General features: G+C 64.2%; 13 protein-coding genes. 1 reads left to right on the forward strand and 12 read right to left on the reverse strand.

Annotation, left to right across the window (positions count from 1 at the left end; genetic code table 11):
• Window positions 1-734: 734 nt before the first annotated feature.
• The 3 genes from tyrS to ACIQLI_RS20285 all read right to left on the reverse strand — a co-directional run bounded on the left by tyrS (window position 735) and on the right by ACIQLI_RS20285 (window position 5,069).
• A complete protein-coding gene (gene tyrS / locus ACIQLI_RS20275; protein WP_400391752.1) occupies window positions 735-2,045 on the reverse strand; it encodes a tyrosine--tRNA ligase in 1,311 nt (436 codons plus the stop codon).
• Between the two features lie 37 nt (window positions 2,046-2,082).
• A complete protein-coding gene (locus ACIQLI_RS20280) occupies window positions 2,083-4,311 on the reverse strand; it encodes a HelD family protein (RefSeq protein WP_400391755.1) in 2,229 nt (742 codons plus the stop codon).
• Between the two features lie 89 nt (window positions 4,312-4,400).
• Window positions 4,401-5,069 carry a DNA-3-methyladenine glycosylase gene (locus ACIQLI_RS20285; protein WP_400391758.1) on the reverse strand — a complete coding sequence of 223 codons (669 nt, stop codon included), beginning with the start codon at window positions 5,067-5,069 and terminating at the stop codon, window positions 4,401-4,403.
• Between the two features lie 79 nt (window positions 5,070-5,148).
• Between ACIQLI_RS20285 and ACIQLI_RS20290 the strand changes: the two genes are divergently transcribed.
• Window positions 5,149-6,651, forward strand: coding sequence for a DNA-3-methyladenine glycosylase 2 family protein (locus tag ACIQLI_RS20290; protein ID WP_400391761.1), 1,503 nt, complete (start codon window positions 5,149-5,151; stop codon window positions 6,649-6,651).
• 159 nt (window positions 6,652-6,810) lie between these two features.
• Here ACIQLI_RS20290 and ACIQLI_RS20295 read toward each other — a convergent pair whose 3' ends face one another.
• From ACIQLI_RS20295 to argC, 9 genes are all read right to left on the reverse strand, one after another.
• Window positions 6,811-7,548 carry a maleylpyruvate isomerase family mycothiol-dependent enzyme gene (locus ACIQLI_RS20295; RefSeq protein ID WP_400391763.1) on the reverse strand — a complete coding sequence of 246 codons (738 nt, stop codon included), beginning with the start codon at window positions 7,546-7,548 and terminating at the stop codon, window positions 6,811-6,813.
• A gap of 82 nt (window positions 7,549-7,630) precedes the next feature.
• Window positions 7,631-9,106: an argininosuccinate lyase gene (gene argH / locus ACIQLI_RS20300; protein ID WP_354232946.1), complete on the reverse strand. Its 1,476-nt coding sequence runs from the start codon at window positions 9,104-9,106 to the stop codon at window positions 7,631-7,633.
• Window positions 9,103-10,308 carry an argininosuccinate synthase gene (locus ACIQLI_RS20305; RefSeq protein ID WP_026541618.1) on the reverse strand — a complete coding sequence of 402 codons (1,206 nt, stop codon included), beginning with the start codon at window positions 10,306-10,308 and terminating at the stop codon, window positions 9,103-9,105. The genes argH and ACIQLI_RS20305 overlap by 4 nt, the downstream gene beginning before the upstream one ends.
• 68 nt (window positions 10,309-10,376) lie before the next feature.
• Window positions 10,377-10,916: an arginine repressor gene (locus ACIQLI_RS20310; protein WP_089594443.1), complete on the reverse strand. Its 540-nt coding sequence runs from the start codon at window positions 10,914-10,916 to the stop codon at window positions 10,377-10,379.
• Window positions 10,916-11,920 carry an ornithine carbamoyltransferase gene (gene argF / locus ACIQLI_RS20315; protein WP_400391768.1) on the reverse strand — a complete coding sequence of 335 codons (1,005 nt, stop codon included), beginning with the start codon at window positions 11,918-11,920 and terminating at the stop codon, window positions 10,916-10,918. The genes ACIQLI_RS20310 and argF overlap by 1 nt, the downstream gene beginning before the upstream one ends.
• The gene (locus ACIQLI_RS20320) at window positions 11,917-13,257 is read right to left on the reverse strand and encodes an acetylornithine transaminase (protein ID WP_400391770.1); all 1,341 of its coding nucleotides are present in this window, start codon (window positions 13,255-13,257) and stop codon (window positions 11,917-11,919) included. The genes argF and ACIQLI_RS20320 overlap by 4 nt, the downstream gene beginning before the upstream one ends.
• Window positions 13,254-14,195, reverse strand: coding sequence for an acetylglutamate kinase (argB, locus tag ACIQLI_RS20325; RefSeq protein WP_400391998.1), 942 nt, complete (start codon window positions 14,193-14,195; stop codon window positions 13,254-13,256). The genes ACIQLI_RS20320 and argB overlap by 4 nt, the downstream gene beginning before the upstream one ends.
• Before the next feature lie 10 nt (window positions 14,196-14,205).
• A complete protein-coding gene (gene argJ, locus ACIQLI_RS20330; RefSeq protein ID WP_354232942.1) occupies window positions 14,206-15,372 on the reverse strand; it encodes a bifunctional glutamate N-acetyltransferase/amino-acid acetyltransferase ArgJ in 1,167 nt (388 codons plus the stop codon).
• On the reverse strand, window positions 15,369-16,400 hold the full coding sequence (gene argC, locus ACIQLI_RS20335) for an N-acetyl-gamma-glutamyl-phosphate reductase (RefSeq protein WP_354232941.1): 1,032 nt from the start codon (window positions 16,398-16,400) through the stop codon (window positions 15,369-15,371). Before argC ends, argJ begins: the two co-directional genes overlap by 4 nt.
• Between the last annotated feature and the right edge of the window lie 60 nt (window positions 16,401-16,460).

The raw sequence follows: 16,460 nt of genomic DNA on the forward strand, positions 1-16,460 counted from the left end.
ACGGGGGTGCGCAATGATCCAGCCATAATTTCAACCAATCAATAAAACAATCGGTATCAACAAACTTGGCACACTATTGAGTTCTCAAACAACAGACACAACCGGCACCACCCACACCCACAAGGGTCCAGGATCGCTCCGGAGCAACTTTTCAAACTTACCCGAACCAGCCGCACAAAGCAAACCAGAACCCGAGCCTCCCCCACCAACCAGAAGCACACAAAAGCACCACCGAAACGGCAATTTGAAGGGAGTCGGTCGCTATCTTTCCGCATCAGCGGCGGCGACTCGAATAACTTTACACGCGCCCAACCCCCACACCAAATCCACCCCAACACCACCCAAAAACCCCGCAAACACAAGGCAAACAACCCCAAAACCGCCCCAACACACCCCAAACCCGCCCCAGTGAAGCCCATCACACAACCCCACCACCGCCGTCGAACCCCCACCCACACCCGAGGGAAGTGAGCGAGCGTCGGCCTGAAGCCCGAGGGACATGAGAGAGCATCGGCGTGAAACCCAAGGGACCTGAGAGAGCGACGAAGGGAGGCGGGGGTCATACGGCAGCGCGCGTCCAAGGGGGGGGAACGACCGAGCGCGCCGAGGATGACCGCTGCAGTCCGACGGCACCACTCACAAGACCCCGTCTCCCAGGAACAACCACGGAGACGCGAAAAGGGCCGGCACCCATAAAGGTTGCCGGCCCTTTCGGAACGCGGGTGAAAAGAGAACTAAGCAGAAACCTCAATCGTCGCAAGGTTTTTCTTGCCTCGACGCAGGAGCAGGTACCGTCCGTGAAGCAGTTGATCCTGGGCAATGACGGCGTCGGGATCGGAGATTTTGGTGTTGTTCACGTACGCGCCACCCTCCCCTACGGTCCGACGGGCAGCCGACTTACTGTCGGACAGACCCGAGGCGACCAAAAGGTCGATGATTCCCAAACCGTCGGTGCCGATCTTCGCCAAGGGAAGTTCCGCGGTGGCGGCTTCAAGGGTTCGCTCATCCAGAACTGTGAGGTCGCCGTTGCCGAAGAGTGCAGCCGAAGCTGCGATGACCTTTTCCGTTGCGTCGACGCCATGAACCAGCGAGGTCACTTCAAAAGCGAGCTTCTTCTGGCCCTCGCGGGCAAACGGACGCTCCGCCACAGCTTCTCCGAGTGCCTCAATCTCTGCACGCGAAAGGAAAGTGAACACCTTCAGGCGGTCCACAACATCCGCATCCGCCGTGTTCAGCCAGAACTGGTAGAACGTGTACGGGCTGCACATGTCCGGGTCAAGCCAGATGGCGTTCCCTTCGCTCTTGCCGAACTTGGTGCCATCGGAGTTGGTGATGAGCGGAGTCCCCAGTGCGTGGACGCTCTTACCTTCGACCTTGCGGATCAGTTCGGTTCCGCTGGTGAGGTTGCCCCACTGGTCAGAGCCGCCGGTCTGCAGCGCGCAGCCGTAATCCCGGAAGAGCTGGAGGTAGTCCATGCCCTGAAGGATCTGGTAGCTGAATTCGGTGTAGCTGATGCCTTCGTCGGAGTTCAGCCGGGACGCCACCGCATCCTTGCGGAGCATGGTGCCCACGCGGAAGTGCTTACCGATTTCACGCAGGAAGTCGATAGCACTCAGCGGCGCCGTCCAGTCCAGGTTGTTCACCATGCGGGCCGGGTTTTCGCCCTCGAAACTGAGGAAGCGGCGCACCTGGCCCTGCAGGTACCCAACCCACTCAGCAACGGTGTCCTTGGTGTTCAAGGTGCGTTCCGCCGTCGGACGTGGGTCACCGATCAGGCCGGTGGAACCGCCCACCAGGCCGAGCGGATTGTGGCCTGCCAACTGCAGGCGCCGCATCACCAGCAACTGCACGAGGTTACCCAGGTGCAGGGAGGGCGCGGTGGGATCGAAGCCACAGTAATACGTGATCGGGTCCCCGGCGAGCAGCTTTTCCAGTTCCGTTTCATCAGTGGAAACGTGGATCAGGCCGCGCCATTTGAGCTCCTGCCAGACATTGGCAAAGGCGGGATCGTTGTGCTGGGACTCGAGGTTGTTTACGTGTGACACGAGATCTAAGTTAGCAGGATTGCGGGGGCCCGTTTTCCTAGCGCTCGATACCCGCAGGGACCGGGGCGGCGGCAATGAGACGCAAACGCTGCGTGGCCCGCGTCATGGCGACGTAGAGGTCGCCCACCTTGCCGTGCTCATGGTTCAGCATGGCGGCAGGTTCCAGGACCACCACACCATCGAATTCCAGGCCCTTGGCTTCCTTGGGACTGATGACCACGATGTCCTGTTCGTAACTGCCGGCCCCCGCACCGATACGGCGTCCGTAGACCTCCCGCAGCGCAGCGGTGGCCTGCGGAAGCAGAGGCCCATCGGCGATGACAGCCAGCAGGCCGCCGTCGATCGCTTCAACTTCCTCGGGCAGGACCTCCACCAGGTGGGACACGATGCTGTCCGCGTCGACACGGTCCACAATGGGCGACCATTTGCCTTCGCGCACGGCTTTGGGAGCCGAGACCACAAGTCCCGCACGGTTGGCCATGCGGACTGCGGCTTCGGCGATCTGCGAGGGCGTTCGGTAGTTGACGGTGAGTTCTTCGAGGGTCCAGCGGTCACCGAACGACGGCGCCAAGGCACTCTGCCACGAATTGGCACCTGCCGCAGCACTCGTCTGGGCGATATCACCGACGATCGTGAAGGACTTCAACGGGCAGCGACGTACCAGCAGCCGCCACTGCATCGGCGAAAGTTCCTGGGCTTCGTCAACCACGATGTGGCCGAAAGCCCACGAACGGTCGCTGGTGGCGCGTTCGGCTGCGGTCAGGCGGCCTTCGCGTTCCTGGTTCTGGTCAGCAAGTTCTTCAGCCGACACCAGGACGTCGACACCCATGGCTTCCATATTGGCAAGAGTCTGCTTGGCGTTGGCGATGTCGCGTGCGCGGTCAGCCTCTTGCTGGGCCAATCCCCTGCCGGCTGCCGGGTCCAGTTCGCCCAACAGTTCAGCAGCTTCATCCAGCAGCGGAACGTCTGCCTCCGTCCAGGGCGCGTCCACCGGCCGCTGCAGCAGCGAACGCTGCTCAGGGGTCAGGTGCGGTGTGCAGGCTTCAAGGATGGCCGGCTTGCTGAAGAGCTCAGAGATGAGCTTCTCCGGTGTCATCGGCATCCAGCAGAGGTTCAGCGCAATGCGCACGTCCCTTGCCGACCGGACGTCTTCGGCCAGGTAGGCGCGATCGGCGTTGTTGCCGATGTTGCCTTCCTCGACGAGGTCCGTCAGCTGTTCCGTGAGCTCTCGAAGGAGGATCTTGACAAACGTGAGCCGCGCTTCGTTGTGGGGCTTCCCCGTGGCGCGGGCCTTTTCCCTGGCACGGCGGACCTGGCGGACAGTCAGAGTGAGCTTCCGCGAATCGACTTCGAGGATGCGGTCTTCAGCAGGCGTCCTTTGGCGGTTCGCGACGGCGTTGGCCACCACCTTGGCCATGTCCAGTTTGCCCTTGAGTGCGGCGACGTCGGCGTCGTCCTCGGGGATGGCGTGGATGCCGGGCATCAGGCGACCGAGGCTTGCCATGACCACACCCGTCTCGCCGAGGGACGGCAACACGCGTTCGATGTAATGCATGAAGGACGACGACGGTCCAACGAGCAATACGCCGGCGCTCTTGAGCCGTTCGCGGTGCGTGTACAGCAGATAGGCAGCGCGGTGCAGGGCAACAGCGGTCTTTCCCGTTCCGGGACCGCCCTGGACCACCAATGCGCCGGAGATGGAGGAGCGAATGATCCGGTCCTGCTCAGACTGAATGGTGCCCACGATGTCCGACATACGGCCCGTGCGCTTGGAGTTCAGTGCTGCGAGCAGTGCGCCTTCTCCCTGGAGGGAATCGTTGTCTGCGAGCATTCCCGCGTCCAGGACATCGTCTTCAATCGCTTTCACGTCGCGCCCCTGAAGGATCAGGTGGCGACGGCGGCGCACGCCTTGACGGTCGAACGCCGTGGCCTGGTAGAAGTGCCCGGCTTCGGGCGCACGCCAGTCGACCATGAGCCGCTGGAGATCGGCCGTGGAGAGACCAATGCGCCCGATGTATTGTGCTTCACCGGAGTCAAGGTCAAGGCGGCCGAAGACCAAGCGGTCGTCGACGGCGTCGAGCTGGGCAAGGCGGTCTTCGTACAGGGCCGCGAACGCGTCACGCTCGGAAACGTTCTGCATGGTTCCCACCGCGCCGGCCTTGCGCACCTGCGCCAGCTGGGCGCGCTTTTCAGCGCGCAGCTCATCGAGCCGGGCGTACAGCCCGGCCACATATTCCTGCTCGTGGACCAAATCAGCGTCGTGCATCGAACCGTAACCCCTATCGCAAAAGACAGACCGTCCATTCTACAGCGATTTTGGTAAACGCGTGGGGTACATGTCATGTGGTGGGACGGTTATGGCGAAACGACCCGGTTCCGGGGCCGTGCTGCCTTGTACCGCGACACCGTTGGATCGTCTTCAATCCAGAAACGCCACGGATATTCTGTGCTTCCGCCCGGACCCGCTACGCCTACCCGCGGTCCGCTGGCGACGGCGGCTGCGGGCGTCGCGGGCAACCACAAGCTGAACGGTGAAGCGAGCGCGTCACGGCCGGTGTCCGCGGTCGTGAGTCCCAACGCGGAGGCGAGCCGGGCCGGTCCGCTGGCGAGGTCCTTGTGCGCTTTGGAAGCTGGCCTCCGGACGGCAGCAAGCTCCTCCCCCTCCACGATTTCTCCTGCCCGCAGGAGCAGCGCGGAGGCGAATCCGTCCGGTCCACAGACGATGTTGGCGCAATAGTGCATCCCGTACGTGAAGTAGACATAGAGGAATCCGGGCGGTCCGAACATGGGGGCATTTCGGGCCGTAGGGCCACCGAAAGTGTGTGATCCAGGGTCAGGATGCTCTGAATCGCGCGGCCCCATATAGGCCTCCACTTCGGTGAGCCTCACGGAGACGGGGCCGGCATCGGCGTGGTGGGTGAGGACAGCTCCCAGGATCAATGGGGCGATCACGCGGGCATCGCCTTGGAGAAAACTGCGCACGTCGTGGGGATGGCCGCTTCCGTTGTCCATGAACGATCCCATGTCCAGACCCTAGCAAACTCCCAACGCCCATGTCCGATTTCCGCTAGCAGCGGTCTCGGCCGGCTGGCAGGATGAAGCTATGGACTTCTGGCAGCGCTACCGGGCAATCGACGCCCGCGACACACGGTTCGACGGTCAGTTCTTCACGGCCGTCAGTTCCACCGGCATCTACTGCCGGCCATCGTGCCCTGCCAGAACACCCAAAGCCGAAAACGTCACGTTCTACGAAACCTCTGCGGCTGCCCACGAAGCAGGGTACCGAGCCTGCAAGCGGTGCCTGCCCGAAGCTGTCCCGGGAACTCCCGCCTGGAACATCCGCTCGGATATAGCCGGACGGGCCATGCGGCTGATCAACGACGGCGTCATCACCCGCGAAGGCGTCGACGGCCTCGCGAACCGCCTGGGCTACTCCGCGCGGCAGCTCAACCGCATCCTCAGCAATGAACTTGGCGCTGGTCCGCTCTCGCTGGCGCGGGCCAGCAGGGCACAAACTGCCAGGACCCTTCTGGTCTCCACCGACATGCTCCTGGCCGACGTTGCGTTCGCGTCGGGGTTCAACAGCGTGCGGCAATTCAACGACACCATTGGCGAAGTGTTCGCGATGACCCCGACGGCGGTGCGCGCCACCGGGGCCAAGTCCGGGCAGCACCGGGGTACCGTTGCCGCGGCGCGTGCCCCTGCGGCGTTGACGCTGAACCTGCCCTATAGGGAGCCCTTCGATCCGGGCATTTTCGATTTCCTGGCAGTACGCGCAGTGCCGGGTATCGAGGCGGCAAGCACCTCGGCGGATGGAACCGGCGCCGATGGAAGCAGGACATACGCGCGCACCCTGCGCCTGCCACGGGGCAATGCTTCCTTCTCCGTCTCGTACAAACCCTCAGCTCCCGGCAAACCCTTGCAACTCACAGCTGCGGTGGTGGACCTCCACGATCTCCCGGCGCTCTTGAGCCGGGTCCGGCGGCTGTTTGACCTTGATGCTGATCCGCAGGCGATCGATGACGCTCTGGCAACGGATCCGAGGCTGACTGCCAGTGTGACCGCGATCCGAGGCATACGCGTGCCGGGGGCTGTGGATCCCCACGAACTACTCATCCGGGCCATGATCGGGCAGCAAATCACCGTAGCTGCCGCGCGAACGGCCCTCACCCAGCTATCTGCTGCCGGATCCCGCGTGGACGGCGCCGTCCCCGGTTTGGAGCGCCTGTTTCCGACGGCCGCTGAACTGGCCGAACACGGGCGCGCACTCCTCCGTGGACCTCAGCGCCGGATCGACTCCATCGTGGCAGCGGCCGAAGCCATGGCCAGCGGAGCACTTGATTTCGGCTACGGCGACGATCCCACCAGCCTCGAAAGCAAGCTGCTCCCCTTGCCGGGAGTGGGGCCATGGACTGTGGGCTACGTGGCAATGCGCGTCCTCGGCGCTCCGGATGTTTTCCTGGCCAATGATGCCGCGGTCCGGAACGGTTTGAAGGTCCTGCCCGCCGGCACTGGGCTAAGTGCCGATTTCAGGGAGGTCAGCCCGTGGCGTTCGTATGCCACCATGCACCTGTGGCGGGCCGCAGCGGTGAAAATCCGAAGCTAACTGCCGAGCGACGTGAGAGAGCGTGCGCCCCAACCACGCGGGACGTGAGAGAGCGACCAGCCCAACCACGCGGGACGTGAGAGAGCGACCAGCCCAACCACGCGGGACGTGAGAGAGCGTGCGCCCCAACCACGCGGGACGTGAGAGAGCGTGCGGGTCTCAGCGGGCGGCGGGCTGGGGTGCCGGCCAGGGCAGCAGGTCCGGCAGGTCCACTCCGTCGGCGGCCGCAGTTGCGCGCAGGCTCCCCAAGCTGGGCTCCCGGCCCGCAAGCCACGCAGCGATGTCGGTCAACATGCCGGTAATCGCGATGGAGGTCCCGCCGCTGCCGATGGTCCTCTGAGGCAGGCCGGTGGGCTGCAGAACGAACTTGTACGTGTCAGGGACACGTGCAGCGAGGAAGCCGATGAGATGTTCGCAGAATGGGCGGCTCCACGTTTCCGGTCCGAACCCCAAACCCAAGTCCGAGGCATGGATGGTCAATTCGCGCCACAGGGCCAGGCCGCCGTCGAATACTGTCCCGTCCCTGTAGGAGATACGAGCCTGCCAGCCCTCCGGGCCCAGGGCATCGAACGCGGCAATCGCCGCATCCACGGCGGTGGTGACGGCCTCCGTGTGCTGCGCGAGGCTGTGCCCCGCCGCGAGTGCGATGGCCTTGTTACGGCCGTCCATGCCGCCGTCGTACAGTTCCCCGGTTTCGCCGCGGCGCGCGTACTCAAGTTGCCGCGCCATGGCGTTCGCGATTCCGGCAAGGTGGGCAAGGACGTGACCCCGGGTCCAGCCTGGAAGCTCTGACGGTTCAGCGACGGATGAGTCGTCAAGTTTGGCGAGGAGGCGGGTGACGGTGCCGGCGGCTTTGTGAAGCTCTGCGGGCAACGTCTCGGGGGTGATCTGAGTCATAGCGCCATGTTAACGCACAGCGGGACGGCACCTCGCGTTGCCCTGCCCGAAGGCATGGCCGCGACGTGCCGTCCCGAGTGGTCTAGCTGGCGTAGGAACGCGCTGCGTCCAGTTCCGCTTGGAGCGCCGTCAGTTGGCGTTCGACGGCGGCTGGTGCCGTTCCGCCCTGCGAGTTGCGGCTGTTGAGCGAACCTTCAGTGCTGAGGACACTGCGGACCTCGGGAGTCAGGTGCTCCGAGATCGCTGCGTATTCCTCGTCAGTCAGGTCCCACAGCTCCACGCCACGGCCTTCGGCCTGCTTGACGGCAGCGCCGGAGAGCTCGTGGGCCTCACGGAAGGGGACGCCCTGGCGGACGAGCCATTCTGCGATATCCGTGGCCAAGGCGAAGCCTTGCGGGGCCAGCGATTCCATGCGCTCGGTGTTGAACTTCAGCGTGGCGATCATGCCGGACACAGCCGGAAGCAAGAGCTCCAGGGTGTCGGCGGCGTCGAAGACCGGTTCCTTGTCCTCCTGCAGATCGCGGTTGTACGCGAGCGGCAGTCCCTTCAGGGTTGCGAGCAGCCCGGTCAGGTTCCCGATGAGGCGTCCTGCCTTGCCACGGGCGAGCTCAGCGACGTCCGGGTTCTTCTTCTGCGGCATGATCGAGGACCCCGTGGAGTACGAGTCATGCAGCGTGACAAAGGAGAACTCCTTGGTTGCCCAGAAGATGACTTCCTCGGAGATCCGGGACAGGTCCACGCCAATCATGGAACACACCCAGGCGAACTCGGCGAAGACATCGCGGGAAGCGGTGCCATCGATCGAGTTGTGGACGGCCGAGAAGAATCCGAGGTCGGCAGCAACAGCCTCGGGATCAAGGCCAAGCGAAGAACCTGCCAAAGCACCGGAACCGTACGGCGAAACACCGGCGCGCTTGTCCCAGTCCTGGAGCCGCTGCACATCGCGCAGCAAAGCCCACGCATGAGCCAGGAGGTGGTGGCTCAGCAACACCGGCTGGGCGTGCTGCAGGTGTGTCCGGCCCGGCATGGCAACGCCTTGGTGGGCCTTGGCCTGCTCAACCAGGGCGTCGATGGTGGCCAGGACACCGCTGGCGATGATGCGTGCGTGGTCGCGCAGGAACATGCGGCCAAGGGTGGCCACCTGGTCGTTGCGTGAGCGGCCGGCACGGAGCTTGCCGCCCAGCTGGGTTCCGGCGCGCTCAATCAGTCCACGTTCCAGGGAACCGTGGACGTCTTCGTCGCTCTCGGCCGGCAGGTAGGCGCCGCTCGCGACGTCCTCGTCCAGCTGGGTGAGGGCGGCAAGCATGCCTTCGAGCTCGGCGTCGTCCAGCAAACCTGCTTTGGCCAGCACACGGGCGTGGGCCTTGGAGCCGGCGATGTCATAGCGGGCAAGCCGCCAGTCAAAGTGGGTGGATTTGCTCAGTGCGGCCAGCGCGTCCGCGGGGCCGCCGGCGAACCGGCCGCCCCACAGTGCACCTTCGTTGGTCCCTGAACGCTCCCCTACCTCGCTACGCTCGGCCGGGGACCCCTGCGTCCCGGGGCCCTGCTGCGGAGTCACTGCCCTGCGACGCGCAGGTCGCGGCCGGAAGCAACCTTGGAGGACATGCCCCACAGCTCGATGAAGCCACGTGCCATGGACTGGTCGAAGGTATCGCCGGTGTCGTAGGTGGCGAGGTCGAAGTCGTACAGCGAAGTCTCGGAGCGACGACCGTTGACGATTGCCTGGCCGCCGTGGAGAACCATGCGGATGTCACCGGAAACGTACTGCTGGGTGTCCTCGATGAAAGCATCCAAAGAGCGCTTCAGCGGGGAGAACCACTGGCCGTCGTAGACCAGCTCGGACCAGCGCTGGCCAACGGTGGCCTTGAAACGGGCCTGCTCGCGCTCGATGGTGATGTCCTCGAGGTGCTTGTGCGCGGTGATCAGCGCCATGGCACCCGGGGCTTCGTAGATTTCGCGGGACTTGATGCCAACGAGGCGGTCCTCGACGACGTCGATGCGGCCAACGCCCTGGGCGCCTGCACGGCGGTTCAGTTCCTGGATGGCCTGCAGCGGGGTGACCTTGACGCCGTCGATCGCTACCGGCACGCCGGCCTGGAAGGAAATGGTGACCTCGTCCGGTGCCGGCGGGAATTCCGGGGTGGCCGTGTAGTCGTAGATGTCCTTGGTGGGGGCGTTCCAGATGTCTTCAAGGTAACCGGTCTCGACGGCGCGTCCCCAGACGTTCTGGTCGATCGAGTACGGGTTCTTCTTGGTGGTCTCGATCGGCAGACCCTTTTCCTCGGCGAAGGCGATGGCCTTGTCGCGGGTCAGGGCGAGGTCACGGACAGGCGCGATGCACTTCAGGTCCGGGCCGAGGGTCTGGATGCCGACTTCAAAACGGACCTGGTCGTTGCCCTTGCCGGTGCAGCCGTGGGCAACCGTGGTGGCGCCGAATTCGCGGGCGGCCTTGACGAGGTGCTTCACGATGACCGGGCGGGAGATGGCCGAAACCAGCGGGTAGTGGCCCTGGTAGAGGGCGTTGGCCTTCAGGGTTGGCATGGCGTACTCGTTGGCGAACTCGTCGCGGGCGTCGGCCACGTAAGCCTCGACGGCGCCGCAACCGAGGGCGCGCTGGCGGATGGTCTCCAGGGACTCGCCGCCCTGTCCGACGTCGACGGCCACAGCGATGACCTCGGCGCCGGTGGCTTCACCGATCCAGCCGATGGCTACGGAAGTATCAAGGCCACCGGAGTAGGCCAGAACAATGCGCTCAGTCACGAGAGTGCTCCTTTGTTGTTGCTTGGTTCATTCGAATCAATGCTGGTGTGAATCAATGCTTGGAAAATCTATTGGTTGGCCGGCCCGGCTTCTTCGGCCATGCGCAGGAAACGCGCCGCCAATTCTGCCCCGCCATCGGGATCCCGGGCGACCAACAGCAAAGTGTCGTCGCCTGCGATCGTACCCAATACGGAGGGCATCACCGAGTGGTCCACAGCAAGCGCCAGGAAGTTTGCCGCTCCGGGCGGGGTCCGGAGGACCACGATGTTGCCCGAGGCCTCCGCGGTGACCAGGAGTTCGCCGCACAACCGCGTCAGCCGTGCATCCAAAATTTCCTGGGTCACGCCGCTCTTGGCGTTGCGGTCGCCGCCCTCCCCCGGAACGGCGTAAACCAACGCGCCTTCCTTTCCCCGGACCCGGACCGCGCCCAACTCCACGAGGTCCCTGGACAACGTGGCTTGGGTGACCTGGACGCCGTCGTCCGCCAGCAGGGCTGCAAGCTCTGCCTGGGAACGCACTGACTCACCCGTCAGGATCGCGGTGATGCGCGCCTGGCGGGCAGTCTTGGTGGCCGGGCTGGCGCCCGGCACGGACGGGTTGGTGGACACTAGAACGTGCTCTCCCCGGTACCTTCAACAGGTGAAAGGCCCTCGACGAAAGCAAGACCCGAGCGGTGCATCAACCAGGCCATCAGCGCCTTCTGGGCATGCAGGCGGTTTTCCGCCTCATCCCAAACGATCGACTGCGGTCCGTCGATAACGCCGGCCGAAATCTCGTAGCCGCGATAGGCAGGAAGGCAGTGAAGCACGACGGCGTCCGGCGCAGCTTGCCCCATGGCGGCCTCGTCCACGGAATATTCACGGAAAAGTTGCATCCGCGCTTCCTTCTCGGACTCCTGGCCCATGGAAACCCAGGTGTCTGTTGCAACGACGTCGGCGCCCTTCAGAGCCTCCGCGGCATCACTGGTGATGAGTACCGAGCCGCCGGTCTCAGCAGCGCGTTCCTCTGCAGCGGCAACAATCTCCGCGGCAGGCAAGTAGCCCTCCGGACCTGCAATGCGCACATGCATACCGGCCGTGACGCCTGCCAGCAGGTAGGAGTTGGCCATGTTGTTCGCAGCATCACCCAAGTACGCCATGCTCAATCCGGCCAGCTCACCCTTGTGTTCCTTGACGGCCAGCAGGTCGGCCAACAGCTGGCACGGATGGTAGTCGTCGCACAATGCATTAATGACGGGGACCTTGGAGTTTTCCGCCATGGCAACGAGTCCGGAGTGCGCACCGGTCCGCCACACAATGGTGGACACCATGCGTTCCAGGACCTTGGCAGTGTCCTCCACGGATTCCTTATGGCCGATCTGCGCTTCACCCGGATTGATGATCAATGCGTTGCCGCCCATGTCCGCGATTCCCGTGGCGAACGAGACACGGGTGCGGGTGGAGGTCTTGTCAAAGATCACGGCCACAGTCTTGCGGCCGTTGCCCTCTGCGGCGAAGGGCTGCACGCTGTACGGCGCTGCCTTCATCCGGACGGCGAGTTCCAGGACCTCAGCCTGCTCGGCGGGGCTCAGGTCCGTGTCCTTGAGGAAGTGACGGGTGGTTGACGTGCTCACTGTGCGTCCTTAGCGGTTTGGGCGGTAGCCGTGGCGATCAAGGCGGGCAGGGCTGACAGGAACCGGTCGGCCTGCCCGGTGGTCAGGATCAGCGGAGGGGCGAGGCGGATGGTCCGTGGGCCGGGACTGTTGATGATGAAGCCTGCATCCAAAGCTGCGGTCACCATGGCGGGTGCAACGTCAGCGTTCACATCGAAGCCAATCAGCAGGCCCTCGCCGCGGACTTCAGTGACAGCATCAATGGCAGCCAGTCCCTCGCGCAGATGCGCTCCGACGCTCAGCACATTCCGCAGGACGCCTTGGCTTTCGATGGCATGCAGCGTGGCCAACGCGGCGGCCGTAGCCACCGGGTTTCCGCCGAAAGTGGTGCCGTGCTGCCCTGCGGTGAGCAGGGCCGACGTCGTACTTCCGAAGGTGACCAGGGCACCCACCGGGAACCCGCCGCCAAGACCCTTGGCGAGCGTGACGGCGTCGGGCACAATTCCTGCGTCTTCGCTGGCAAGCCACTTTCCGGTGCGGCCGATGCCGGTCTGGACTTCGTCCAGGATCAACAAGGCACCCGCTGCGGCGGTAGCTTCACGGGCTGCCTGCAGGTATTCGGCGCTGAGCGGACGAACACCCGCTTCGCCCTGGATCGGTTCCAGGAACACGGCAGCAGTGGAATCGTCGACGGCGGCACGCAGGGCCTCGATGTCACCGAACGGAAGGTGGACCACACCACCGGGCAGTGGTTCAAACGGAGCACGGTAGGCCTCTTTGGCCGTGAGCGCCAAGGCACCCATGCTGCGGCCGTGGAAGGCACCCTCCAGGGCGATGATCTTGGTGCGCTTCCCGTCGGAGTTGTTCCTGCGGGCCAGCTTGAACGCTGCTTCGTTGGCCTCGGTACCGGAGTTGGCAAAGAAGACCTTGGAACCAGCCGGGGCCTTGCTGAGGGACAACAGCTTCTCGGCGAGGGCGATCTGCGTGGGGCTCGTGAAGAAGTTCGAGACATGGCCGAGCGTGGCCAGCTGGCTGGAGATCACTGATGTGACGAAGGGGTGCGCGTGTCCCAAGGCGTTCACTGCGATGCCGCCCAGGAGGTCCAGGTATTCCTTGCCATCGGCATCCCACACGAGGCAGCCGGCGCCACGGACCAGGACACGCTGCGGGGTGCCGAAGACACCCATGAGTGAAGACGAGTAACGGGCAAGCCAGTCCGCGCCTGAGCTCTGGGAAACGAGCGTGGTTGCGGCAGCCTCCGCAGCAATGGGGGCCCCGCCCGCTTCGCGGTGCCCGACCACACCCGGCCCCCCATCGCTGCTGCGGCTTTCGGCGGTATGGCTCAGTTCGCTGCTCATGCGTTCACTTCCTCGTCGGGTACTACCTGGGTGCCAATGCCAGCCGTCGTAAAGGTTTCCAGCAGCATCGAGTGCGGCAGGCGGCCGTCCACGATGTGCGCCCGCTCCACGCCTTCATCGATGGCTTTGAGGCAGGCGGCCATTTTTGGAATCATTCCGGATTCCAGGCGTGGCAGCATCTCGCGGAGTTCCGAGGCTGTCAGCGAGGAGATCAGCGAGGATTTGTCCGGCCAGTTGGCGTACAGGCCTTCAACGTCGGTGAGGATGACGAGCTTGGTGGCACCCAGGGCCGATGCGACGGCGGCAGCTGCAGTGTCCGCGTTGACGTTCAACACCTGTCCGGTGGTCTGGAAGCCGTTGCCGTCGTCCACGATCTCCGGGGCAACCGTTGAGATGACCGGGATGCGGCCGGCGTCGAGAATGTCCGTGATGCCGGCAGGATCCACGCCCACTACTTCGCCCACCAGGCCCAAGTCCACTTCTTCGCCATCCACCACGGTGCCGGTGCGGACGGCGCGCAGCAGGCCGCCATCCTCGCCGGACATCCCGACGGCGTAGGGGCCGTGGGAGTTGATGAGCCCTACCAGTTCACGGCCAACCTGGCCCGTCAGGACCATGCGGACCACGTCCATGGCCTCGGGTGTGGTGACGCGCAGGCCGCCCTTGAACTCCGACTCGATGCCGAGACGGCCGAGCATGGAGTTGATCTGTGGGCCGCCGCCATGGACCACCACGGGGTGGATGCCCACGTGGTGGAGGAACACGATGTCCTCCGCGAAGGCGCGGCGGAGGTCGTCGTTGACCATGGCGTTGCCGCCGTACTTGATCACCATGGTGGTGCCGGCGAAGCGCTGGATCCACGGCAGGGCTTCGATCAGTGTGCCGGCCTTATCCTGGGCGTCACTCATGGAGGTGTTCTCGCGGGTATGTGCAGTCATCGTCATGGGCTCAGCTCGAGTAGGCGCTGTTCTCATGCACGTAGTCGTGCGTGAGGTCGTTGGTCCAGATGGTGGCCTCTGCATCGCCGGCCTGCAGGTCTATTTCGACCAGTACTTCGCGTGGCTCCAGGTCCACGAGGTTGCGGTCATCGCCGATTGCGCCGTTGCGGCAGATCTGCACACCGTTCATGGCGACATTGAGCTGGTCCGCCTCGAAGACGGCGTCCGTTGTTCCTACGGCCGAGAGCACGCGGCCCCAGTTGGGGTCCTTGCCGAAGATGGCAGCTTTGAAGAGGTTGGAGCGGGCAACACTGCGGCTGACGATTTCAGCGTCGCGTTCGCTGGCGGCGTTGAAGGTCCGGATAGCGATGTCGTGACTGGCGCCTTCGGCATCTCCGATCAGCTTGCGTGCCAGTTCTGCGCAGACGTTGGTGACCGCTTCGCTCAACTGCTCGGCTGAGGGCAGAGCCTCGGAAGCACCCGATGCCAGCAGCACCACGGTGTCGTTGGTGGACATGCATCCGTCCGAGTCCGCCCGGTCAAAGGTGACACGCGTGGCGTCGCGGAGGACGACGTCGAGCTCATTTGCAGGAACCTCGGCGTCAGTAGTCAGGACCACCAGCATCGTCGCCAGGCCCGGCGCCAACATTCCGGCACCCTTGGCAATGCCTCCCACGGTGAACTGCTTGCCTTGGGCATCAGTGCCAGTGAAAACGGCTTCCTTGGACACGCTGTCCGTGGTCATGATGGCCGTAGCGGCAGCGGTGCCGCCATCTTCCGACAGCTCGCGGAAAGCGGCCTCAACACCGGGAAGAATCTTGTCCATGGGCAATTGCTCACCGATCAGGCCTGTGGAGCACACCACGACGTCGGAAGCGGAAACGCCCAGCACGTCCGCCACTTTTTCTGCCGTGGCGTGGGTGTTCTGGAAGCCCTGGGGACCGGTGCAGGCGTTGGCACCACCGGAGTTCAAGACCACGGCGTCCACACGGCCATCGCTGACTACCTGGCGTGACCAGTGAACCGGCGCAGCAGCCACGCGGTTGGAGGTAAAGACGGCAGCTGCGGACTTTTGCGGCCCGTCATTGACTACCAGGGCCAGGTCCGGGTTGCCCGAGGCTTTGATGCCGGCTTTGATGCCGGCGGCGCGGAATCCCTTGGGTGCGGTAATGGTCACGGTGCAACTCCCTGCAGGTTCAGGCCGGCGGTTTCATCCAGGCCGAGGGCAATGTTCATGGACTGCACGGCTCCGCCGGCGGTCCCCTTGGTGAGGTTGTCTATGGCGCACGTGACGATCACGCGGCCCGTGTGGGCATCGAAGGCCAACTGCATCACAGCATGGTTGGAGCCCTGTACCGACTTGGTGGTGGGCCACTGGCCCTCCGGAAGGAGGTGCACGAACGGTTCGTCGTCATAGGCATCCGTCCAGGCCTGGCGGAGCTCAGCCTCGGTAACACCGTGACCAACCTTCGCCGTCGCGGTAGTCAGGATGCCCCGGCTCATCGGAACCAGCGTGGGCGTGAAGGAGACCGTTACCGGTTCACCGGCCGCATTGGAGAGTCCCTGTTCGATTTCAGGTGTGTGCCGGTGCCCGCCGCCAACACCATATGGACTCATGGAGCCCATGACCTCGGCGCCAATCAGGTTGACCTTGGCGGCCTTTCCGGCACCGGACGTACCCGAGGCGGAGACAATCACGACGTCGTCCGTCAGGAGGAGATTGTTGGCGAACCCAGGCGTCAAAGCGAGCAAGGCCGACGTCGGGTAGCAACCCGGCACGGCAATGCGGGTGGCGCCCTTGAGGGCTTCCCGTTGACCGGGCAGTTCAGGCAGTCCGTATGGCCATGTTCCTGCGTGGGCAGATCCGTAGAACTTTTCCCACGCCGCGGCGTCCTGCAAGCGGTGGTCCGCACCGGCGTCGATCACCACCGTCCCCTCCGGCAGCTGGGCAGCGATCTCGGCCGAAGCGCCGTGCGGCAACGCCAGGAACACGACGTCATGCCCGGACAGGTTCTCCACCGTGGTGTCTTCCAGAATCCTGCTGGCCAAACCGTGGAGATGCGGCTGCAACTCCCCTAGTCTGGAACCGGCGTTGCTGTGTGCAGTGATGGCACCGATGGTGACGTTCGGATGGCCTGCCAGCAGGCGCAGCACTTCTCCTCCGGCGTAGCCGCTGGCACCGGAGACGGCAACAGAAATAGTCATGAACCCACTGTACAGCAAGAATATTCATGCTGTCCGATATTTATGCATGCAGTTGTGAGC

The sequence above is a fragment of the Paenarthrobacter sp. NPDC091669 genome, from assembly GCF_044756725.1.
Classification (GTDB): domain Bacteria; phylum Actinomycetota; class Actinomycetes; order Actinomycetales; family Micrococcaceae; genus Arthrobacter; species Arthrobacter bambusae_C.

Excerpts from the sequence above, each read along its gene's own strand:
- ACIQLI_RS20280 (WP_400391755.1), bottom strand. The coding sequence starts at position 4,311 with ATGCACGACGCTGATTTGGTCCACGAGCAGGAATATGTGGCCGGGCTG.
- ACIQLI_RS20285 (WP_400391758.1), bottom strand. The coding sequence starts at position 5,069 with ATGGGATCGTTCATGGACAACGGAAGCGGCCATCCCCACGACGTGCGC.
- ACIQLI_RS20290 (WP_400391761.1), top strand. The coding sequence starts at position 5,149 with ATGGACTTCTGGCAGCGCTACCGGGCAATCGACGCCCGCGACACACGG.
- ACIQLI_RS20295 (WP_400391763.1), bottom strand. The coding sequence starts at position 7,548 with ATGACTCAGATCACCCCCGAGACGTTGCCCGCAGAGCTTCACAAAGCC.
- ACIQLI_RS20320 (WP_400391770.1), bottom strand. The coding sequence starts at position 13,257 with ATGAGCAGCGAACTGAGCCATACCGCCGAAAGCCGCAGCAGCGATGGG.
- argB (WP_400391998.1), bottom strand. The coding sequence starts at position 14,195 with ATGACTGCACATACCCGCGAGAACACCTCCATGAGTGACGCCCAGGAT.
- argC (WP_354232941.1), bottom strand. The coding sequence starts at position 16,400 with ATGACTATTTCTGTTGCCGTCTCCGGTGCCAGCGGCTACGCCGGAGGA.